The sequence below is a fragment of the Salmonella sp. SAL00670 genome (assembly GCF_046552235.1).
Lineage (GTDB): Bacteria > Pseudomonadota > Gammaproteobacteria > Enterobacterales > Enterobacteriaceae > Salmonella > Salmonella enterica.
Window position 1 is genome coordinate 432951 of the sequence record NZ_JBGDUO010000004.1, and the last position, 22215, is coordinate 455165.

Annotated in this window: 23 protein-coding genes and 1 other annotated feature; of the genes, 12 read left to right on the forward strand and 11 right to left on the reverse strand. The window is 50.3% G+C overall.

Going from position 1 to position 22215, the window contains the following annotated elements:
• Positions 1–7: 7 nt before the first annotated feature.
• From ACLJRS_RS16005 to arcA, 4 genes are all read right to left on the reverse strand, one after another.
• On the reverse strand, positions 8–553 hold the full coding sequence (locus ACLJRS_RS16005; protein WP_000482239.1) for a fimbrial protein: 546 nt from the start codon (positions 551–553) through the stop codon (positions 8–10).
• 338 nt (positions 554–891) lie between these two features.
• Positions 892–1563 (reverse strand): winged helix-turn-helix transcriptional regulator, encoded by a 672-nt coding sequence (locus ACLJRS_RS16010; RefSeq protein ID WP_000811635.1) that lies wholly within the window; start codon positions 1561–1563, stop codon positions 892–894.
• Positions 1564–1947: 384 nt separating this feature from the next.
• Entirely contained in the window at positions 1948–2262 is a 315-nt protein-coding gene (locus ACLJRS_RS16015) for a hypothetical protein (protein ID WP_000749515.1), read from the reverse strand.
• Positions 2263–2528: 266 nt separating this feature from the next.
• Positions 2529–3245 carry a two-component system response regulator ArcA gene (gene arcA / locus ACLJRS_RS16020; RefSeq protein ID WP_001194359.1) on the reverse strand — a complete coding sequence of 239 codons (717 nt, stop codon included), beginning with the start codon at positions 3243–3245 and terminating at the stop codon, positions 2529–2531.
• 95 nt (positions 3246–3340) lie between these two features.
• On the opposite strand from arcA, the gene yjjY reads away from it, so the two are divergent.
• From yjjY to thrC, 6 genes are all read left to right on the forward strand, one after another.
• Positions 3341–3481: a protein YjjY gene (gene yjjY / locus ACLJRS_RS16025; protein ID WP_001541509.1), complete on the forward strand. Its 141-nt coding sequence runs from the start codon at positions 3341–3343 to the stop codon at positions 3479–3481.
• Between the two features lie 399 nt (positions 3482–3880).
• Entirely contained in the window at positions 3881–4567 is a 687-nt protein-coding gene (locus ACLJRS_RS16030) for a tRNA/rRNA methyltransferase (RefSeq protein ID WP_001266774.1), read from the forward strand.
• A 213-nt stretch (positions 4568–4780) separates the two neighbouring features.
• A complete protein-coding gene (gene thrL / locus ACLJRS_RS16035; protein ID WP_001575544.1) occupies positions 4781–4846 on the forward strand; it encodes a thr operon leader peptide in 66 nt (21 codons plus the stop codon).
• Positions 4782–4902: a sequence feature (Thr leader region), on the forward strand. Its footprint overlaps the gene before it by 65 nt.
• 25 nt (positions 4903–4927) lie before the next feature.
• Positions 4928–7390 carry a bifunctional aspartate kinase/homoserine dehydrogenase I gene (gene thrA, locus ACLJRS_RS16040; RefSeq protein WP_001264675.1) on the forward strand — a complete coding sequence of 821 codons (2463 nt, stop codon included), beginning with the start codon at positions 4928–4930 and terminating at the stop codon, positions 7388–7390.
• A 1-nt stretch (position 7391) separates the two neighbouring features.
• Positions 7392–8321, forward strand: a complete 930-nt coding sequence (gene thrB, locus ACLJRS_RS16045; RefSeq protein ID WP_000241685.1) for a homoserine kinase — start codon at positions 7392–7394, stop codon at positions 8319–8321.
• Positions 8322–8324: 3 nt separating this feature from the next.
• Complete coding sequence (gene thrC / locus ACLJRS_RS16050; protein WP_000781110.1) at positions 8325–9611, forward strand: threonine synthase; 1287 nt, start codon at positions 8325–8327, stop codon at positions 9609–9611.
• A 93-nt stretch (positions 9612–9704) separates the two neighbouring features.
• Here the strand turns inward: thrC and yaaA are convergent, their stop codons facing one another.
• Both yaaA and ACLJRS_RS16060 read right to left on the reverse strand, forming a co-directional pair.
• A complete protein-coding gene (yaaA, locus tag ACLJRS_RS16055; protein WP_000906175.1) occupies positions 9705–10478 on the reverse strand; it encodes a peroxide stress protein YaaA in 774 nt (257 codons plus the stop codon).
• A gap of 78 nt (positions 10479–10556) precedes the next feature.
• The gene (locus ACLJRS_RS16060) at positions 10557–11987 is read right to left on the reverse strand and encodes an alanine/glycine:cation symporter family protein (protein WP_001113818.1); all 1431 of its coding nucleotides are present in this window, start codon (positions 11985–11987) and stop codon (positions 10557–10559) included.
• Positions 11988–12255: 268 nt separating this feature from the next.
• On the opposite strand from ACLJRS_RS16060, the gene tal reads away from it, so the two are divergent.
• A complete protein-coding gene (gene tal, locus ACLJRS_RS16065; RefSeq protein ID WP_000130175.1) occupies positions 12256–13209 on the forward strand; it encodes a transaldolase in 954 nt (317 codons plus the stop codon).
• A 110-nt stretch (positions 13210–13319) separates the two neighbouring features.
• Positions 13320–13910, forward strand: coding sequence for a molybdopterin adenylyltransferase (gene mog / locus ACLJRS_RS16070; RefSeq protein WP_001094677.1), 591 nt, complete (start codon positions 13320–13322; stop codon positions 13908–13910).
• A 56-nt stretch (positions 13911–13966) separates the two neighbouring features.
• Here mog and satP read toward each other — a convergent pair whose 3' ends face one another.
• The 3 genes from satP to ACLJRS_RS16085 form a co-directional block, all read right to left on the reverse strand.
• Positions 13967–14533: an acetate uptake transporter gene (satP, locus tag ACLJRS_RS16075; protein ID WP_000528527.1), complete on the reverse strand. Its 567-nt coding sequence runs from the start codon at positions 14531–14533 to the stop codon at positions 13967–13969.
• 149 nt (positions 14534–14682) lie between these two features.
• Positions 14683–15396 carry an acidic protein MsyB gene (msyB, locus tag ACLJRS_RS16080; protein ID WP_001103477.1) on the reverse strand — a complete coding sequence of 238 codons (714 nt, stop codon included), beginning with the start codon at positions 15394–15396 and terminating at the stop codon, positions 14683–14685.
• A gap of 35 nt (positions 15397–15431) precedes the next feature.
• Positions 15432–15836: a DUF2541 family protein gene (locus ACLJRS_RS16085; protein ID WP_001258090.1), complete on the reverse strand. Its 405-nt coding sequence runs from the start codon at positions 15834–15836 to the stop codon at positions 15432–15434.
• A 348-nt stretch (positions 15837–16184) separates the two neighbouring features.
• Here ACLJRS_RS16085 and dnaK point away from each other — a divergent pair, with 348 nt between their 5' ends.
• The 4 genes from dnaK to ACLJRS_RS16105 all read left to right on the forward strand — a co-directional run bounded on the left by dnaK (position 16185) and on the right by ACLJRS_RS16105 (position 21029).
• Positions 16185–18101: a molecular chaperone DnaK gene (gene dnaK / locus ACLJRS_RS16090; RefSeq protein ID WP_000516125.1), complete on the forward strand. Its 1917-nt coding sequence runs from the start codon at positions 16185–16187 to the stop codon at positions 18099–18101.
• 85 nt (positions 18102–18186) lie between these two features.
• The gene (dnaJ, locus tag ACLJRS_RS16095; protein ID WP_001119009.1) at positions 18187–19326 is read left to right on the forward strand and encodes a molecular chaperone DnaJ; all 1140 of its coding nucleotides are present in this window, start codon (positions 18187–18189) and stop codon (positions 19324–19326) included.
• Positions 19327–19610: 284 nt separating this feature from the next.
• Entirely contained in the window at positions 19611–20558 is a 948-nt protein-coding gene (locus ACLJRS_RS16100; RefSeq protein WP_000534905.1) for a LysR family transcriptional regulator, read from the forward strand.
• A gap of 126 nt (positions 20559–20684) precedes the next feature.
• Positions 20685–21029: a phage holin family protein gene (locus ACLJRS_RS16105; protein ID WP_000026889.1), complete on the forward strand. Its 345-nt coding sequence runs from the start codon at positions 20685–20687 to the stop codon at positions 21027–21029.
• A 60-nt stretch (positions 21030–21089) separates the two neighbouring features.
• Here the strand turns inward: ACLJRS_RS16105 and ACLJRS_RS16110 are convergent, their stop codons facing one another.
• Together ACLJRS_RS16110 and ACLJRS_RS16115 are read right to left on the reverse strand one after the other, a co-directional pair.
• Entirely contained in the window at positions 21090–21623 is a 534-nt protein-coding gene (locus ACLJRS_RS16110) for a glycoside hydrolase family 108 protein (RefSeq protein WP_001068132.1), read from the reverse strand.
• A 16-nt stretch (positions 21624–21639) separates the two neighbouring features.
• Positions 21640–22083 carry a transcriptional regulator gene (locus ACLJRS_RS16115; protein ID WP_000860682.1) on the reverse strand — a complete coding sequence of 148 codons (444 nt, stop codon included), beginning with the start codon at positions 22081–22083 and terminating at the stop codon, positions 21640–21642.
• Positions 22084–22215: the final 132 nt, after the last annotated feature.

Below are 22215 nucleotides of genomic sequence, written 5' to 3' on the forward strand. Positions count from 1 at the left end.
GAATGCCTTACTGATACGAAACGGTATACGTAACCTGAGTGCTAACATCTCCACCGGTTACGGTTGCGGAACCATCGTTTGCCATGGCGGCGTAATAGGTAAAGTCTGCTGTCGAGCCGTCGGTTGGCAGGTTTACTGCGGCATCATCCGTGTTATCTGTCACATCGCTATGTGAAGCGTTCTGAATAGAAATACCGACACCCGCGGCGCCCGTTTCCGATCCTTCGTCCGCGTTTTTGAAGTACGTTGGGTTAGAATCATCTGTTGCGCCGTGGAAGCGGAACATGGCTTGGGTTGGTACGCCAGTCCCTGCTTCCGGGCAGCTAACCAGGCTTACGGTAAACGGCACGTAATCGGTTGTGGCGCCTTTTTCCGCGATGCGTTCTTTGCTGTAATTACCCAAATCAATGGTGGTATCCGTGGAGCCATTCACCTGAACCGTACACGCCTGATCGTAAATTTTGCCATTGAACGTAATCGTGTTCTGGGCAAATACCGGTGTGGATGCTACGGCAGTTAACATTGCCAGGATGATAATTTTCTTATTAAACATATTAATTGTTGCCTGATTCTATTCGCTGAAAAATAAAGATAGCCATATAAAATAAAATATTATATTTTACTCTGTATGCGCTTCTTTCTGTTCTGTAGATAAGCAGGCGGCTATTCTACGTATATCAACTATGAACTCAATAAAAATTCTGATGCAATATTGAACGGCAGTCCAGTTTCGGACCCGGTAACAAAGTTTAATAAAATACCACTAAAGAAGTATGGTTGATGACTGGATTTATAGAGCAAGATCTCTTTTTTGATAATAGTTATTATTTCCTGGAGGATTTATTTAACTCTATATTGCTTTATTTTTAAGAGTATACGACGCTTGTCCGTTTAAAATGAAACCGGCAGGTTTCGAAGCTCTAACAGTCTTCCATGCAGTATTTTTATATAGTCCCCCGCTTTTAGTTCTGAAAGTACCTGCATGATACGGCTGCGTGAAAGCCCGGTTCTCTGCTGTATGAAGTTCTGTGCGTTGATCTCAAATCGTGAGCTTTCAGGATACGACCACAGTTCAAGTAACAGCGCTTTTATCTGGCTATAGGCGTCCTGCCCGATAAGGTTTCTGTCACGGTTAGTCATGAAAGCAATGCGGTACATCAGGATGTTCGAAATGTCACGCCAGAGATGCTTTTCATCGGCTATTTCCACAAAATCTTTTACTGGGACAGGATAATATTCACAGGTGGTTTCGGCGATAAAAAAGACGTCTGAATTCTCTTCTAACTGGTATAAGTCAGCATAGGCATCTACAAGGCCTAAAATCATTGGTGAGACACCGCAGCCCATTACAATGCTGTCGATACGCCGACATACTTTAATAGCGCCTTTAGTGATTAACAGGATGTGGGATTGATTATCAATCTTGATATCCAGTGTTTTACCGGCCGTAATAGTGACAGGGGAGATGTTTTGAATAACGTGCCGATGAATATTTAAAATGGCTTGCAGGTTTTTTTCTTTCCCTGTGGGACGATACACATTCCCGCCGTTTAACTGCTTCATATCTTCCCCATTATTATGGCTGATAAAGTGGTTGACTATTAAAAGGTAAAGATAAATTTAATATTCACTTAAAATTATAATTAAGTAAATTAAAATAGCCAACAAGAATATTTAAGTCAATGTATTCACCTTATCAATGCATGAGCGACAACGCTGTTTGTAAGGTTAACCATAGTAAATGTGATGATTTTATTTGCAATCATTTTATGACAGCTATCATAGGTACCGTGCTTAACGAGCGCGTAGAGCGTACAGGATAGCGAAGCGATGAACATCGCTGTTGTAGGATACGAATGAGAGAAAAGTACAAAATGCAGGCGGGCGGCGTTTTACTGAGCGAAATCGCCGCCTGCCGGAACTCCTCCCGGCGGGAGTCATAAGCGGTTAGCGGTACTGGACGATCAGGCTTTGAATCTCCGGATGATCTTTTAACGACACGTGCCGTACCGTGGCGATTCCATTCATCAACGAAATAGCGTTTCCAGACGGTGTGGCGACTGTCTGTAAATGGGGGATATTATTCCGCAAACATGATACCTCGATATTGCGATCGTGAGGCGCAAGATTACAACCATATTCGACAATCTGGCCTTTGAAATGAATAACGCCTGCGGAGACCGGCGCGGTAGCAGCCAGCGCGGCTGATGAAGCTGACATCGCTGCACAAAACAGGTAGCAGCATAATGGTGATTTTTTCATCCTTTGAAACCTCACGTCCTGTGAGCATCCCCTTATTTTTTGGGGACTAACAAATCCCGTGTATTACTCTTTAATGTAAATACACAAACTACCTTAACTTTCGCAAGCTGAGATAAACAGCGCTATACGACAATTTTTATGTAAAAGAGTACGTCATAACGGCAGGTCAGGAGGGAAAGCGAGGCCGCTTAGCGGAAGGGGGACATAAGAAACAGCCAGTAAGAATAACTTACCGGCTGTTTTTACGGTTTGGCGCCTGGGCCGAATTAATCCTGCAGGTCGCCGCAGAAGCGATAACCTTCGCCGTGAATGGTGGCGATGATTTCCGGCGTATCCGGCGTGGATTCGAAATGCTTACGAATACGACGAATGGTAACGTCAACAGTACGGTCATGCGGCTTCAGCTCGCGGCCGGTCATTTTCTTCAACAGCTCTGCGCGCGACTGAATTTTGCCAGGGTTTTCGCAGAAGTGAAGCATCGCGCGGAACTCGCTGCGCGGTAGTTTATACTGCTCGCCGTCCGGGCCGATCAGTGAACGACTGTTGATATCCAGTTCCCAACCGTTGAACTTGTAGCTTTCAACGCTACGACGCTCTTCGCTGACGGTACCCAGGTTCATGGTACGGGACAGCAGGTTGCGGGCACGGATGGTCAATTCGCGTGGGTTAAACGGTTTGGTGATGTAATCATCCGCGCCGATTTCGAGGCCGAGAATTTTGTCGACTTCGTTATCGCGGCCCGTCAGGAACATCAGCGCAACGTTAGCCTGTTCACGCAGTTCACGCGCTAACAGGAGACCGTTTTTCCCTGGCAGATTGATATCCATGATCACCAGGTTGATGTCATATTCAGAGAGGATCTGATGCATTTCCGCGCCATCTGTCGCTTCGAATACATCATAGCCTTCCGCTTCGAAAATACTTTTCAACGTGTTGCGTGTTACCAACTCGTCTTCAACGATAAGAATGTGCGGGGTCTGCATGTTTGCTACCTAAATTGCCAACTAAATCGAAACAGGAAGTACAAAAGTCCCTGACCTGCCTGATGCATGTCGCAAATTAACATGATCGGCGTAACATGACTAAAGTACGTAATTGCGTTCTTGATGCACTTTCCATCAACGTCAACAACATCATTAGCTTGGTCGTGGGTACTTTCCCTCTGGACCCGACAGTGTCAAAAACGGCTGTCATCCTAACCATTTTAACAGCAACATAACAGGCTAAGACGTACCGGACACCTAATAAAACTACGCTTCGTTGACATATATCAAGTTCAATTGTAGCACGTTAACAGTTTGATGAAATCATCGTAGCTAAATGCTAGCTTTCATCACAAATTTGCAATATTCCAACTAGTTACGTAAGCCAACTAATAAATGTGATGAATCCAAAGAACAGGATCTATTTTAAATTAAATTATCCTAAATAAACAGCAGGATAACGATGTTCTGTTAACATAAACAGCAATAGTACAGATACGCAATAGTGTAGCGTCTTTTACGAAATCAAAAATGCTTTTTCAGTGATATCCGTTAAAATTTTGTAAATTTGCGAAGCGTAATATGCTTACAAACGCCAGCTAATTTCCTGTAAATTAGTCAAAAAGAGTAATGAAATGCGTGTAACAATCGTTCTTGTCGCTCCCGCCAGAGCGGAAAATATCGGCGCAGCCGCCCGGGCTATGAAGACCATGGGATTTACTGACCTGCGTATTGTCGACAGCCAGGCGCACCTGGAGCCCGCCACCCGTTGGGTCGCACATGGATCTGGAGATATTATTGATAATATTGAGGTTTTCCACACCCTTGCTGACGTGCTCCACGATGTGGATTTTACCGTCGCGACGACAGCCCGCAGCCGGGCAAAATTTCATTACTACGCTTCGCCCGCTGAACTGGTTCCCTTATTACAGGAAAAATCACGCTGGATGCGTCATGCCGCGCTGGTTTTTGGCCGTGAGGATTCCGGTTTGACCAATGACGAGCTGGCGCTGGCGGATGTATTGACCGGCGTGCCGATGGCGGCGGATTACCCTTCGCTCAATCTGGGTCAGGCGGTCATGGTGTATTGCTATCAATTAGCAGGTTTAATGCAACAGACCACTGAATCCGTTGATATTGCTGATGAATCGCAGTTACAGGCGTTACGCGCGCGCCTTTTACGTCTGTTAACGACTCTGGAGGCGGCCGATGACCACAAATTAACCGACTGGCTACAACAGCGAATCGGCCTGCTGGGACAGCGAGATACGGTAATGTTGCACCGTTTGGTTCATGATATTGAAAAAAAACTAACAAAATAACGTGCTGTAATTTTTAAAATAATAAGAGATTACGTCTGGTTTCAAGAGATCATAACAGGGGGAATTGGTTGAAAATAAATATATCGCCAGCAGCACATGAACAAATTTCGGAATGTGATCAATTTAAAAATTTATTGACTTAGGCGGGCAGATACTTTAACCAATATAGGAATACAAGACAGACAAATAAAAATGACAGAGTACACAACATCCATGAACCGCATCAGCACCACCACCATTACCACCATCACCATTACCACAGGTAACGGTGCGGGCTGACGCGTACAGGAAACACAGAAAAAAGCCCGCACCTGAACAGTGCGGGCTTTTTTTTCGACCAGAGATCACGAGGTAACAACCATGCGAGTGTTGAAGTTCGGCGGTACATCAGTGGCAAATGCAGAACGTTTTCTGCGTGTTGCCGATATTCTGGAAAGCAATGCCAGGCAAGGGCAGGTAGCGACCGTACTTTCCGCCCCCGCGAAAATTACCAACCATCTGGTGGCGATGATTGAAAAAACTATCGGCGGTCAGGATGCTTTGCCGAATATCAGCGATGCCGAACGTATTTTTTCTGACCTGCTCGCAGGACTTGCCAGCGCGCAGCCGGGATTCCCGCTTGCACGGTTGAAAATGGTTGTCGAACAAGAATTCGCTCAGATCAAACATGTTTTGCATGGTATCAGCCTGCTGGGTCAGTGCCCGGACAGCATCAACGCCGCGCTGATTTGCCGTGGCGAAAAAATGTCGATCGCGATTATGGCGGGACTTCTGGAGGCGCGTGGGCATCGCGTCACGGTGATCGATCCGGTAGAAAAATTGCTGGCGGTGGGCCATTACCTTGAATCTACCGTCGATATCGCGGAATCGACTCGCCGTATCGCCGCCAGCCAGATCCCGGCCGATCACATGATCCTGATGGCGGGCTTTACCGCCGGTAATGAAAAGGGTGAACTGGTGGTGCTGGGGCGTAATGGCTCTGACTACTCTGCCGCCGTGCTGGCCGCCTGTTTACGCGCTGACTGCTGTGAAATCTGGACTGACGTCGATGGCGTGTATACCTGTGACCCGCGCCAGGTGCCGGACGCCAGACTGCTGAAATCGATGTCCTACCAGGAAGCGATGGAACTCTCTTACTTCGGCGCCAAAGTCCTTCACCCTCGCACCATAACGCCTATCGCCCAGTTCCAGATCCCCTGTCTGATTAAAAATACCGGTAATCCGCAGGCGCCAGGAACGCTGATCGGCGCGTCCAGCGACGATGATAATCTGCCGGTGAAAGGGATCTCTAACCTTAACAACATGGCGATGTTTAGCGTCTCCGGCCCGGGAATGAAAGGGATGATTGGGATGGCGGCGCGTGTTTTCGCCGCCATGTCTCGTGCCGGGATCTCGGTGGTGCTCATTACCCAGTCCTCCTCTGAGTACAGCATCAGCTTCTGTGTGCCGCAGAGTGACTGCGCGCGTGCCCGCCGTGCGATGCAGGATGAGTTCTATCTGGAGCTGAAAGAGGGGCTGCTGGAGCCGCTGGCGGTTACTGAGCGGTTGGCGATTATCTCTGTTGTCGGCGACGGTATGCGCACGCTACGCGGCATTTCAGCGAAATTCTTCGCCGCGCTGGCGCGGGCCAATATCAATATCGTGGCGATCGCTCAGGGATCTTCTGAGCGTTCCATTTCTGTGGTGGTGAATAACGACGATGCCACCACCGGCGTGCGGGTAACGCACCAGATGCTGTTCAATACCGATCAGGTGATTGAAGTGTTTGTCATTGGCGTCGGCGGCGTCGGCGGCGCGCTACTGGAACAGCTTAAACGTCAGCAAACCTGGCTGAAGAACAAGCACATCGATCTACGCGTGTGCGGCGTGGCGAACTCAAAGGCGTTGCTAACCAATGTGCATGGCCTGAATCTGGACAACTGGCAGGCGGAACTGGCGCAAGCGAACGCGCCGTTCAATCTGGGACGCTTAATTCGCCTGGTGAAAGAATATCATCTACTCAATCCGGTGATTGTTGATTGTACCTCCAGTCAGGCGGTGGCCGACCAATATGCCGACTTCCTGCGTGAAGGGTTCCATGTGGTGACGCCAAACAAGAAAGCGAACACCTCGTCGATGGACTACTACCATCAGCTACGTTTCGCCGCCGCGCAATCACGGCGCAAATTCTTGTATGACACCAACGTCGGCGCCGGTTTGCCGGTAATCGAAAACCTGCAAAACCTGCTGAATGCCGGTGATGAACTGCAAAAATTTTCCGGCATTCTTTCCGGGTCGCTCTCTTTTATTTTCGGTAAACTGGAAGAGGGGATGAGTCTCTCACAGGCGACCGCCCTGGCGCGCGAGATGGGCTATACCGAACCCGATCCGCGCGACGATCTTTCCGGTATGGATGTGGCGCGGAAACTGTTGATCCTCGCCCGCGAGACGGGCCGCGAGCTGGAGCTTTCCGATATTGTGATTGAACCGGTGTTGCCGGACGAGTTTGACGCCTCCGGCGATGTGACCGCCTTTATGGCGCATCTGCCGCAGCTTGACGACGCGTTTGCCGCCCGTGTGGCGAAAGCTCGTGATGAAGGTAAGGTATTGCGCTATGTGGGCAATATCGAAGAGGATGGCATGTGCCGCGTGAAGATTGCCGAAGTTGATGGTAACGATCCGCTCTTCAAAGTGAAAAACGGTGAAAACGCGCTGGCGTTCTACAGCCACTATTATCAGCCCTTGCCGTTGGTGCTGCGCGGCTACGGCGCAGGCAATGATGTGACGGCGGCGGGCGTGTTTGCCGATCTGTTACGGACCCTCTCATGGAAGTTAGGAGTTTAACATGGTGAAAGTGTATGCCCCGGCTTCCAGCGCGAACATGAGCGTCGGTTTCGACGTGTTGGGCGCAGCCGTCACACCCGTTGACGGCACGTTGCTGGGCGATGTGGTATCCGTTGAAGCAGCGGACCATTTCCGTCTGCATAACCTGGGGCGATTTGCCGATAAACTGCCGCCGGAGCCGCGTGAAAATATTGTTTATCAGTGCTGGGAACGTTTTTGCCAGGCATTGGGGAAAACCATCCCGGTGGCGATGACGCTGGAAAAAAATATGCCGATTGGTTCCGGGTTAGGGTCCAGCGCCTGTTCCGTCGTCGCCGCGCTGGTCGCGATGAATGAGCACTGCGGCAAACCGTTAAACGACACGCGTCTGTTGGCGCTGATGGGCGAGCTGGAAGGCCGTATCTCCGGCAGCATCCATTACGATAACGTCGCGCCGTGCTTTCTTGGCGGTATGCAGTTGATGATTGAAGAAAACGGCATTATTAGTCAGCAGGTGCCGGGCTTTGATGAGTGGCTATGGGTACTGGCTTATCCGGGCATTAAAGTTTCTACCGCAGAAGCACGGGCCATTTTGCCTGCGCAGTATCGCCGTCAGGATTGCATTGCGCATGGACGGCATCTGGCCGGTTTTATTCACGCCTGTTACTCGCGGCAGCCGCAGCTTGCCGCCGCGCTGATGAAAGATGTTATTGCCGAACCATACCGCGCGCGTTTACTGCCGGGCTTTAGCCAGGCGCGGCAGGCGGTGTCGGAGATCGGCGCGCTGGCGAGCGGGATTTCAGGATCGGGGCCGACGCTGTTTGCGCTATGCGATAAACCGGAGACGGCGCAGCGCGTCGCGGACTGGCTGAGCAAACATTATCTGCAAAATCAGGAAGGCTTCGTTCATATTTGCCGGCTGGATACGGCGGGCGCACGAGTAGTGGGATAATCAATGAAACTCTATAATCTGAAAGACCATAATGAGCAGGTCAGCTTTGCGCAGGCCGTCACGCAAGGACTGGGCAAACAGCAGGGACTTTTTTTTCCGCACGAACTGCCGGAGTTTAGCCTGACGGAAATTGATGAGATGCTCAACCAGGACTTTGTCAGCCGTAGCGCAAAGATCCTCTCGGCATTTATTGGCGATGAAATACCGCAGCAAATTCTGGAAGAGCGCGTCCGCGCGGCGTTTGCGTTCCCGGCGCCGGTAGCGCAGGTAGAAAGCGATGTCGGCTGCCTGGAGCTGTTCCATGGTCCGACGCTGGCCTTTAAAGACTTCGGCGGGCGTTTTATGGCGCAAATGCTGACGCATATCAGCGGCGACAAACCGGTGACGATTCTGACCGCAACGTCAGGCGATACCGGCGCGGCGGTGGCTCACGCGTTCTATGGCCTGGAAAATGTGCGGGTCGTCATTCTCTACCCGCGCGGTAAAATCAGTCCGTTGCAGGAAAAACTGTTCTGTACGCTGGGCGGCAACATTGAAACCGTGGCGATCGACGGCGATTTCGACGCTTGCCAGGCGCTGGTGAAACAGGCATTTGATGACGAAGAACTGAAAACGGCGCTGGGGCTGAATTCAGCTAATTCGATTAATATCAGCCGCCTGTTGGCGCAAATTTGCTACTACTTTGAAGCCGTGGCGCAATTGCCGCAGGGGGCGCGTAACCAACTGGTGATCTCTGTACCCAGCGGCAACTTTGGTGATTTGACGGCAGGACTGCTGGCGAAGTCGTTAGGCCTACCGGTGAAACGTTTTATCGCCGCCACCAACGTCAACGACACGGTGCCGCGTTTCCTGCATGACGGGAAGTGGGCGCCGAAAGCGACGCAGGCGACCCTGTCGAATGCGATGGATGTCAGCCAGCCGAATAACTGGCCGCGCGTGGAGGAGCTATTCCGCCGTAAAATCTGGCGTCTGACTGAGCTGGGCTATGCGGCGGTGGATGACACTACGACACAACAGACGATGCGCGAGCTGAAAGCGAAAGGTTATATCTCGGAACCTCATGCAGCGGTAGCGTATCGGGCATTACGCGACCAGTTAAACCCTGGCGAGTATGGCTTGTTTCTCGGAACGGCGCATCCGGCGAAGTTTAAAGAAAGCGTGGAGTCCATTCTGGGAGAAACGCTGGCCTTGCCTGAAGCGCTCGCCGAACGCGCCGACCTGCCGCTGCTTTCACATCATCTGCCTGCGGATTTTGCCGCCCTGCGTAAGCTGATGATGACCCGCCAGTAACCATTGTGCCCGGTGGCGCTGTCGCTTACCGGGCCTATGGGGTGGCGCCGATTTGTAGGCCGGATAAGGCGTAACCGCCATCCGGCGATGTCGTTACTGCTCGTAGCGTTTAAAGACCAGCTCGTCTTGTGTGGAGGTTTCTTCATCAAAGAAATACCCTTCACGGTCAAACGCGGTAAGCTGTTCCGGCTTCGTTAAGCGGTTTTCAATAATAAAACGGCTCATCAGTCCGCGCGCTTTTTTGGCGTAGAAGCTTACCACCTTAAACTTGCCGTTTTTCTCATCAAGGAACACGGGCTTAATCAGTTCGGCATTCAGTTTCTTCGGCTTCACCGATTTAAAATATTCCTCAGAGGCCAGATTCACCACCACCCGATCGCCCTGCGCCTCAAGCGCTTCGTTGAGCTTATCGGTAATGATATCGCCCCAGAATTGATAAAGATCTTTGCCGCGCGGATTCTCCAGGCGAATCCCCATCTCCAGACGATAAGGCTGCATTAAATCCAGCGGGCGCAATACGCCATACAAGCCAGAGAGCATACGCAGATGTTGTTGAGCAAAATCAAAATCCGCGTCGTTGAACGTTTCCGCCTGTAGGCCGGTATAAACATCGCCTTTGAACGCCAGAATCGCCTGGCGTGCATTATCCGGCGTAAAATGAGGCTGCCAGTCATGAAAACGCGTGGCGTTGAGATCCGCCAGTTTGTCGCTAATTCCCATCAGCCTGGAAATTTGCGGCGCCGAAAGCTGGCGGGCCTGTTGAATAAGCTGCTGGCTGTGATCCAACAGCTCCGGCTGGGTATAGCGGGTCGTGGCCAGCGGGCTTTGATAATCAAGCGTTTTTGCAGGTGAAATCAGAATCAGCATATTCAGTCCTTGCAGGGAATTTTCTGCGACTTTAGCAAAAAAACGCCGCAGAGTTGACCGATGGTTGCGATTGTCGGCTTAATCGCGCGATGCCGCCTCCCAGGTATCTGGCGCCAGTTGTGGTTCGATATCCGGGAAGCGCCGCGGATCAAACTGCGGTCTTACGCCCAGTTTCCGTTGTCGCAGATAATCGCCGGCGAGGGTATACACCACCGGTGAGAGCAACAAAATCGCTGTCAGATTGGTAATGGCCATACAGGCCATGATCATGTCAGCGAGCTGCCATATCAGCGGAAAACTGATAAGCGTACCGGCGATAACCATGCCAAGCGTCGCAAGGCGTAATAGCCAGATGGCCTTTGCGTTATGTAACCGCAGAAAAAACAGATTGTTTTCGGCGTAAATATAGTTGGCGACGATAGAACTGAACGCGAACAGAATGACGATAAGCGCGACAAAACTGGCGCCCCATTCACCGGTCAACGAAACCATTGCATGTTGGAGAAGCTGAATGCCTTCTGTTGACGAGTGGGACGCGTGATTCCCCGCCAGCAGGATAATCATCGCGCTGGCGGTACAGATGATAATGGTGTCGCTGAATACGCCAATCATTTGCACAATCCCCTGCGCGACAGGGTGAGGGGGATACGACGTTGCCGCTGCGGCCGCATTAGGCGTTGACCCCATTCCCGCTTCATTAGAGAACATCCCACGCTGAAAACCGCTGGTAATAGCCTGAGTGAGCGTATATCCGGCTGCGCCTGCCGCGGCTTCCTGCCAGCCAAATGCGCTTTTGACTATCGAGGCGATAACGCCAGGCATTTGCTCAATATGCCAGAGGCAAATGAACACGCTGCCGGCGACCCACAATAACGCGATGAGGGGAATCAGCCATTGCATCAGGCGGGCGACGCCTTTTATGCCGCGAATGATAATTAACAGGGCACAGAACGCCAGAGCAATGCCGGAGATAAGCGGCGGAATGTTGAAGGCGAAATGGAGCGCGCGTGAGACGGCATTCGCCTGCACGCTATTAAAAATCAACCCGTAGGCGACGAGCAGAAAGAGGGCGAAAACCACGCCCATCCAGCGCATTCCCAGCCCACGCGCCATATACCACGCCGGGCCGCCGCGGAACTGGCCTGTCGGGTCACGTTCTTTATAAAGCTGGGCAAGCGAACACTCGGCGAAGGAGGTCGCCATGCCAATGATGGCCGAGACCCACATCCAGAATACCGCGCCGGGACCGCCTGCGGCGATAGCCAGCGCCACGCCGGCCAGATTACCGCTGCCAATCCGCGCCGCGAGGCTGGTACACAGCGCCTGAAATGACGTCAGGCCGCCTGGCTGCGGGCTAAGGCTGCCTTTCAGACTGCGGCTAAATTGGCGAATATAACGAAATTGAATGAATCCGGTACGCCAGGTAAACCAACATCCTGCGCCGAGCAGCAGGTAAATCATTACCGAGCCCCAGAGTATTTCGTTAATAAAACTGAAAAACTCAGGCATTAACGTCCCTCTTGTTGATGCCGTCACGCTTTGATGATCCTGTATAAGCGTGACCCATGATGTAGATGACCTTGTCAGACTAATATTAACGGCAGTTTACCATAAATACGGCGGTATCCTTTAATTGCGCATCAACCGTCGGCAGATACGCAAACAGTGCACAAGGGCAGCCAGGTGCATGTAGGCGGTTGCGCTGTGAGTGCGTCGTGTTATCATCAGGGTAGACCGGTTACATCCCCTAACAAGCTGTTTAAAGAGAAACTCTATCATGACGGACAAATTGACCTCCCTTCGTCAGTTCACCACCGTAGTGGCTGATACCGGAGATATCGCGGCAATGAAGCTGTACCAGCCGCAGGATGCTACAACTAACCCTTCTCTCATTCTTAACGCAGCGCAAATCCCGGAATATCGTAAGCTGATTGACGATGCTGTCGCCTGGGCGAAACAGCAGAGCAGCGACCGCGCGCAGCAGGTTGTTGACGCGACCGATAAGCTGGCGGTGAATATTGGCCTGGAAATCCTGAAGCTGGTGCCGGGGCGTATTTCTACCGAAGTTGACGCGCGTCTGTCTTATGACACTGAAGCGTCTATCGCCAAAGCAAAACGTATCATTAAACTCTACAATGATGCGGGTATCAGCAACGATCGTATCCTGATCAAGCTGGCGTCCACCTGGCAGGGCATTCGCGCAGCCGAACAGCTGGAAAAAGAAGGCATCAACTGTAACCTGACGCTGCTGTTCTCCTTCGCGCAGGCGCGTGCGTGCGCCGAAGCGGGCGTCTACCTGATCTCGCCGTTCGTAGGTCGTATTCTTGACTGGTATAAAGCCAATACCGACAAGAAAGACTATGCGCCAGCTGAAGATCCGGGCGTGGTTTCCGTAACGGAAATCTACGAGTACTACAAACAGCATGGTTACGAAACCGTCGTTATGGGCGCAAGCTTCCGTAACGTAGGCGAAATTCTGGAGCTGGCGGGCTGCGACCGTCTGACTATCGCACCGGCATTGCTGAAAGAACTGGCGGAAAGCGAAGGGGCGATTGAGCGTAAGCTCTCTTTCTCCGGCGAAGTCAAAGCGCGCCCGGAACGCATTACCGAAGCCGAGTTCCTCTGGCAGCATCACCAGGACCCCATGGCGGTTGACAAACTGGCGGATGGTATCCGTAAGTTTGCGGTAGACCAGGAAAAACTGGAAAAAATGATCGGCGATCTGCTGTAATCATTAACGCGTGGCCCTGATATGGGTCACGCTACCTCTTCTGAAACCTGTCTGTCCTTCCTTTCGCAGTGTATCATTCTGTTTAACGAGACTGTTTAAACGGAATAATCATGAATACTTTACGCATTGGCCTGGTTTCCATTTCTGACCGTGCTTCCAGCGGCGTTTACCAGGATAAAGGTATCCCGGCCCTTGAAGAGTGGCTGGCATCTGCCCTTACCACCCCTTTTGAGCTGCAAACGCGACTGATCCCGGATGAACAGGCGATCATCGAACAGACCTTATGTGAACTGGTTGATGAGATGAGCTGTCATCTGGTGCTGACCACTGGCGGTACCGGTCCGGCACGTCGCGACGTCACGCCGGACGCGACCCTTGCCATCGCCGACCGTGAAATGCCTGGTTTTGGCGAACAGATGCGCCAGATCAGCCTGCGCTTTGTGCCGACCGCCATTCTTTCCCGCCAGGTGGGCGTTATCCGTAAACAGGCGTTAATTCTTAATCTGCCTGGACAGCCAAAATCGATCAAAGAAACGCTGGAAGGCGTAAAAGCGGACGATGGCAGCGTTAGCGTGCCGGGCATTTTTGCGAGCGTGCCGTATTGCATACAGCTGCTTGACGGGCCGTATGTCGAAACCGCGCCGGAAGTGGTTGCCGCTTTCCGTCCAAAGAGCGCCAGACGTGAGAATATGTCGTCCTGACCGGGAGATACTGATAGTAGGGTTATTCCTCCCGGTGCGGGAGGAATAAAAGAGATTTAGTGCGCCTCGCCGATTGGCAGAATAGTGCGGCCAAATTGCTCGTTTAGCACTTCACCCATCGCCAGATAAATAGCGCTGGCGCCGCAAACCAGACCAACCCAGCCTGCGATATGGATAGTTGCTTCGTTACCGGTGATATTGCCGACCGCCAGCAGAGCGAACAGTACGGTCAGGCTCAGGAAAACAAATTGCAGCGCGCGGGCGGCTTTCAGCGTACCGAAGAACATAAACAGCGTGAACACGCCCCACAGACCTAAATAAGCGCCGAGTAGCTGAGCGTCAGGCGCATCCGTCAGGCCCATTTTCGGCATCAGCAGGATAGCGACCAGCGTCAGCCAGAACGAACCGTAAGAGGTAAAGGCCGTTAAACCAAAGGTATTGCCTTTTTTGTACTCCAGCAGACCGGCAAAAATTTGCGCGATACCGCCGTAGAAAATCCCCATCGCCAGAATAATACCGTCCAGGGCGAAAAAACCGGCATTGTGCAGGTTAAGCAGAATGGTGGTCATGCCGAAGCCCATCAGGCCCAGCGGTGCCGGATTAGCCAACTTAGTGTTGCCCATAATTCCTCAAAATCATCATAATTGAATGGTGAAATAGTTTCCCAGAATAACGAGTTCCGTATTCGGGGCGCGGCATAATAATCAGGGGGAAGAGGACTGTCTATGATCTAATAAGGGGGAAAAGAAAATATTTCCCCCAGTGAGGGCATTCACGCCTGAACGGCTGCCATCATTCGTCGCAGGCAGGCTATTTGCAACACCGCCGGAATAGTCACGCGATACGCGCTGCCGCTCATCGCTTTGACGCCGTTTAACGCCGCGCCGACCGGGCCGCCAAGACCTGCGCCGCGCAGCAATCCGTGGCCCAGGATGCTCATTGCGGCATGGGTACGCAAAATGCGGGTAAGCTGGGTGGAAAGCAGGTGGGAGACCCCTTTTGCCAGACTGCGATCTTTCATGAGCAGCGGCAGCAGTTCTTCCAGTTCAGAAACTTTGGCGTCTACGGCTTGCAGAAATTCCTGCTTATGCGCTGCGTCCATCTTCTGCCAGGTATGACGTAAAAAATGCTCCAGCAGTTGCTGTTCTATTTCAAACGTCGACATGCTTTTATCTGCTTTGAGTTTTAGCCGTTTTGCGACATCCAGCAGAATCGCGCGGTACTGTTTTCCGTGCCCGCGCAATTTGTTGGCGATACTGTCGCCGCCGTAATGCTGAAACTCGCCGGCAATGAGCTGCCAGTTACGGCGGTGTTGCTCCGGGTGACCTTCCATCGCTTTGAACAGCTCGTTATGACTAAGGACGCTTGACAAGCGAGCCTTGCCCTTTTCGTTATGCGTCAGCAAACGGGCGAAATCGGCGAGTTGTTCTTCGCTACAATGCTGAAGAAAGTCTAAATCCTCGTCGTGTAAATAGGTGACGTTCATTTTCAGTCTGGCTTTTGGAATAGAAATAACAGCGATTAATCGTCGCCAATGACTTTAAGTCTCGCCATATCGGAAGAATTTACCGTATGGCCTGAGAAGGTAATCTTTGATACGCAGCGTTTGTTGTCGTTATCGCTATTAATATTGATCCAGCCTGTTGTCTGGCCCTCTTTGATTGAGGAAGGGACGTTCAGGCTTTGGCTGGCGCTACGCGCAGTTTTAAAATAGACGGATGCGCCGCTAAGTTCGATGTCGCCGTGATCCGCCGTGAGTTGAATGCGCTTCACGATGCGGCAGACGGGAATTTTCAGCGTGAGATCGTTCGTTTCATTTCTGGGCATGGCAATAACACCCAGTATTTTATGGTCGTTCGCGTGCGCGACGCTACTTAACGCCAGGCCGAAAAGCAGGCTGGCGGAAATCGTTAACACAGATCGCATGAAATTTCTCTTTGACGGGTTCAATAAGCAATTACCGTCTATCATACTCTGCTCATGGCAACGATTCAGTTTTGTAATCTTTTCTTTTTATTACAATTTTTCTGTGAATGGTATTCGTTTTTTAATTTATTTCATGAATATTTATCTGTCTGGTTTTCCATCGCGCCCTCTCGTCACTAAAAAATTTTTTCATCTCCCCCTTGATGACGTGGGTTACGACCCCATCTTGTAGTCAACCGCAGTGGTGAGTCTGAAAAAAAACGATTCAGGGTAGTTGAAACCGCACGTTTCGCCCTTATTACAGATTCACAACCACATGATGACCGAATTTTTAGTGGAGACGTTTAGATGGGTAAAATTATTGGTATCGACCTGGGTACTACCAACTCTTGTGTAGCGATTATGGATGGAACGCAGGCACGCGTGCTGGAGAACGCCGAGGGCGATCGCACTACGCCTTCTATCATTGCTTATACCCAGGATGGTGAAACTCTGGTTGGTCAGCCGGCTAAACGTCAGGCAGTGACAAACCCGCAAAACACCCTGTTTGCGATTAAACGCCTGATTGGCCGCCGCTTCCAGGACGAAGAAGTTCAACGTGACGTTTCTATCATGCCGTACAAAATCATCGGCGCCGACAACGGCGACGCATGGCTTGATGTGAAAGGTCAGAAAATGGCGCCGCCGCAGATTTCTGCCGAAGTGCTGAAGAAAATGAAGAAAACGGCTGAAGATTATCTGGGCGAACCGGTAACTGAAGCGGTTATCACCGTACCGGCTTACTTTAACGATGCGCAGCGTCAGGCAACCAAAGATGCTGGTCGTATCGCGGGGCTGGAAGTTAAACGTATCATCAACGAACCGACTGCCGCAGCGCTGGCTTACGGTCTGGATAAAGAAGTCGGCAACCGTACTATCGCGGTTTACGACCTCGGTGGTGGTACTTTCGATATCTCTATTATCGAAATCGACGAAGTTGATGGCGAAAAAACCTTTGAAGTTCTGGCAACCAACGGTGATACCCACCTGGGTGGTGAAGACTTCGATACCCGCCTGATCAACTACCTCGTTGACGAGTTTAAGAAAGATCAGGGCATTGACCTGCGTAACGATCCGCTGGCCATGCAGCGCCTGAAAGAAGCCGCAGAAAAAGCCAAAATCGAGCTGTCTTCTGCGCAGCAGACCGACGTGAACCTGCCGTACATTACCGCAGATGCCACCGGTCCGAAACACATGAACATCAAAGTGACTCGTGCGAAACTGGAAAGCCTGGTTGAAGATCTGGTGAACCGTTCTATCGAGCCGCTGAAAGTCGCACTGCAGGACGCTGGCCTGTCCGTGTCTGATATCAACGACGTGATCCTCGTCGGCGGTCAGACCCGTATGCCAATGGTGCAGAAAAAAGTGGCTGAATTCTTTGGTAAAGAGCCGCGTAAAGACGTTAACCCGGACGAAGCTGTGGCTATCGGCGCAGCGGTACAGGGCGGCGTGTTGACCGGTGATGTGAAAGACGTACTGCTGCTGGACGTTACCCCGCTGTCTCTGGGTATCGAAACGATGGGTGGCGTGATGACTCCGCTTATCACCAAAAACACCACCATCCCGACCAAGCACAGCCAGGTGTTCTCTACTGCGGAAGACAACCAGTCTGCGGTAACCATCCATGTGCTGCAGGGTGAGCGTAAACGTGCGTCTGATAACAAATCTCTGGGTCAGTTCAACCTGGATGGCATCAACCCGGCGCCGCGCGGTATGCCGCAGATCGAAGTCACCTTCGATATCGATGCTGACGGTATCCTGCACGTCTCCGCGAAAGATAAAAATAGCGGTAAAGAGCAGAAGATCACTATCAAGGCGTCTTCTGGTCTGAACGAGGAAGAAATTCAGAAAATGGTTCGCGATGCAGAAGCGAACGCTGAATCCGACCGTAAGTTCGAAGAGCTGGTTCAGACCCGTAACCAGGGCGACCATCTGCTGCACAGCACCCGTAAGCAGGTTGAAGAAGCAGGCGATAAACTGCCGGCTGATGACAAAACCGCTATCGAGTCTGCCCTGAACGCGCTGGAAACTGCCCTGAAAGGCGAAGATAAAGCCGCTATCGAAGCGAAAATGCAGGAACTGGCGCAGGTTTCCCAGAAACTGATGGAAATCGCTCAGCAGCAACATGCGCAGCAGCAGGCTGGCTCCGCTGACGCTTCTGCAAACAACGCGAAAGATGACGACGTTGTCGACGCTGAGTTTGAAGAAGTAAAAGATAAAAAATAATCGCCCTTTGAACGGGTAATTACTGGCACGGGCGAAGAGGTTTCCTCTCCGCCCGTGTATGCATGTTAAGGGCAGATAAAAAGAGATGGCGAAAAGAGATTACTACGAGATTTTAGGCGTTTCCAAAACAGCGGAAGAGCGTGAAATCAAAAAGGCGTATAAGCGCCTGGCCATGAAATATCATCCGGACCGCAATCAGGGTGATAAAGAGGCCGAAGCTAAGTTTAAAGAGATTAAAGAAGCCTACGAAGTGCTGACCGATGCGCAAAAACGCGCAGCCTACGATCAGTATGGTCACGCCGCGTTTGAACAAGGCGGGATGGGCGGCGGATTTGGCGGCGGCTTTAATGGCGGCGCTGATTTCAGTGATATCTTTGGTGACGTTTTTGGCGATATCTTTGGCGGCGGGCGTGGTCGCCAACGTGCGGCGCGTGGGGCTGATTTGCGTTATAACATGGATCTCACCCTGGAAGAAGCGGTGCGTGGCGTGACCAAAGAGATCCGTATTCCGACGCTGGAGGAGTGCGACGTTTGCCACGGCAGCGGCGCGAAAGCTGGTACACAACCGCAAACCTGTCCGACCTGTCATGGTTCTGGTCAGGTACAGATGCGCCAGGGATTCTTTGCTGTACAGCAGACCTGCCCACACTGTCAGGGACGCGGTACGCTGATCAAAGATCCGTGCCATAAATGTCACGGTCATGGGCGTGTTGAAAAGAGTAAAACTCTGTCCGTTAAAATCCCGGCGGGCGTGGATACCGGCGATCGTATTCGTCTGGCAGGCGAGGGCGAAGCGGGCGAGCATGGCGCACCGGCAGGCGACTTGTACGTTCAGGTCCAGGTGAAACAACACCCTATTTTCGAGCGTGAAGGCAATAATCTTTATTGCGAAGTGCCGATCAACTTTGCGATGGCGGCGCTCGGCGGTGAAATTGAAGTGCCGACGTTAGATGGTCGCGTGATGCTGAAAGTACCGAGCGAAACACAAACGGGCAAGCTGTTCCGTATGCGCGGCAAAGGCGTGAAGTCCGTACGGGGTGGCGCGCAGGGTGATTTGCTGTGCCGTGTGGTGGTTGAAACGCCGGTCGGTCTGAGCGAAAAACAGAAGCAATTGCTAAAAGATCTTCAGGAAAGTTTTGGCGGCCCGACGGGAGAGAAAAACAGCCCGCGTTCAAAAAGCTTCTTTGACGGCGTGAAAAAATTCTTTGACGATTTGACTCGCTAACCTTTTTCCCGTTGTATTTTTCTTCAGCCCGGGTGTATGTATATCCGGGCTTTTTTCTGCCTGTACGCGCCCAGGCTTCTGCTAAACGCATCGTATCCTCTCATTTGTTGATATTTTGTTTTTACTGATAAACAAATTGATGTTAATCAGCAGTTTTGTATACGCTTATTCTTTAAAAAAACGTGATGCGATGACATTAACGATTGCTTTTTTAGATGCTGTGAATTGATTTATCTTGAGTATTATCTATATTGCTTTTTTTAGTTTCCGGAGGCAGACAGCGAATGGGATCGAAAGGTGCCAACAAGAGCTTTGATTATAATTTAATCAAAATTCTTGACGCTGTTATTTTGTCAGGAAATGCGGCTATGGCGGCAAAAAAGTTAGGCATTACACCGGCTGCCGTTTCTCTGGCGTTAAAGCGCCTGCAGAGTTATTACCCGGAGGAACTGTTTAGCAGAGGGAAAGGCGGGCTCATCCCCACAGCTAAGGCTGTCGACATTCACCAAAATTTCAGTCAGGTGATGAAACTGGTGGATGATACATTTCTCTGTAATAGCAAAAAAGACGAAGCGTTCCAGATAACGTTATTAGGCAGTGATATTGTTGAAAGCTATTATCTTTCTCAGCTCTATAACAGCGATATATTTGACCGTATTTTGATAAATCATTTCTCCGTCAGAAATATGAGTCGGGAGCATATCAGCGAACTTCTGTTTACTGCGCAAGGCGATCTGTTGATTAGTGCCGAACCTTTGCTGGAGTCCGGCATAGAGAATCAAATCATTGATAGTTTTAAATCATTTGTTTGTATCTGCAGCAGTAAACACATGCTGAGTACCCTCTCACAACTGTCGCTACATCATTTTTATTCTTCGCGTCATGCGTTATATCAGCCGGGGATGGGGGCTTCAGTGATATATCATGATAGCGAGTTATTTAAGGATGAGCTTTACTATACTGGCAGGCGTATTGTCGGCTATCGCAGTGATTCGCTTAACGGTTTGATGAGCATGATCGAACGAACCTCATTGATTGCATTGATGCCTTTGAAATTAGCGCTTTTTTATAAAAATCATCGTAAATATGACATTAAGTTTATTCAGCCTCCGCCCGAACTGGCTTTGAAGTCAGTTCAGGTCTATGCATCCTGGAATAAAAATAGTAGAAATATATCGACGATTAATGAGATGGTAAGTATGTTACAAACACTTTCCTCCTTCCGTCGCTAATACACCTCATTTTTACGCTTTGATTTAATATGGTTTTAAATGATGTGCTTTGATTTTTACCCTTCTGACAGGGCGCTTACACTCCTTGTGTTAATTATTCATTTATAATGATTTCGGAGTGTTAAAATGTCTATTCCCAACCATGTGTCGACAACGGAAGTTGTGCTATTGGAGCTAGAGATCTTACTCACTATTATTTCGATTGGCGCGTGGGGAGGCTTTGTCAGCTATCTTTTACGCAAAGATAAGACAGAATATAATAGTTCTCATGAAAGTATTAAATATTGCTTAACGCAGATCGTGATTTCCTGCTTCACCAGTTTCTTGTTAAGCGCGATTGCAATCGAAAAAGAGTGCAGTTTCAACATTGTTCTGTTGGCGGCAGGCTTAGGCGGTGTTTTCGCGAGTCCGATCTTAAAGATTCTTGGGCGGCGGATTAAAAAAATTATCGAAGGTAATAATTCAGATTAATTATCATTTGCAGTATCAGGCTCATCCGTGAGCCTTTTACGCGTCTTTTTTCAGCCTGGTCTAGGTCACTCTATTCTTGATCCAGCCATAAATAAATTGTTCGTTATTGTGGTTTTTCTCAGCAACGTTTAAGTAGTACGTGCCCTGACTGCAATTGAGGGCTTTCACCAAAACGGCTTCCCCTTCCTGGCCTCGCCAGGCCAAATAATGTTCGAGAGCGGCAAGCGTCCGCGGGCCAATATTGCCATCCACATGAATATCCGGGTAGCGTTTACCTTCGTGATTAAAGACGTTCAACCAGCGTTGCAGCCACGCGCTGGGGTGGTAAGCGCCTATGTTGACTGCCGCATCGCACAGCTCGAAGGAGACTGGCCACGATAGCGTCGAGATGACGTCAAAACCTGGTTTTATCCAGTAATCCTCTTCGAGAATCGCGTAGGCTTCAGCGTGGGTCAGATCCCGCATATCGCCAGCATAGCCATGCGCTCGCGCCGTGGCTTCGGTAATGCCCCAATGGGTGGCGCCGCCTTTATCTTTAGGGTTAAATACGTAACCGCCTTCAAGCGCAATAATTCCATCTATAATTGGATTCATCTTCCCTTTCCTTCGCTTAGTGAATATGCAGATACATGAGAGAACCTAACGTTACTGAAAATACGGTCGTCAGGGCGGCGATGGTTTGCCGTACAATCTGTTTTTTTCTTCCCTTTGTTTCGCTATCCGTCGCGATAATGGTGATATCACTATTCACTTTGAGACCTTGTCTTGGAATGGTAATAAAAAGATCGTTAATACCCAGCGCTTTAAGGTCACGTCTGATTAAATAGAGAATCTGCGTTAGATTTGCATCATTAACATAATGGCTTCGACTTCCCCATAACGCAGTGGTTATTTTTTGTCGCTCGATAATCTCCAGATGAGCATTCTCGATGATGAAACTGAGACATTTGGCTCTCATCGCAGTCATTTTAATAACCTGTGAATTTGAGACCGTCCTCAGTTCATATTTACCTTCATTGTAAATGCAATTGCTATTAATGATATAAGTTTTCATAACGTCTTCCTTTAGAAATGTACATCCTGGTTGTCTGTGGTGACTATATTGTATGAGAAATGTCTTAATCCAATAAATGTCACTGGTTTTATTGTATTGTCATTGTCTATAGCGAGTGTAATCACATTATTT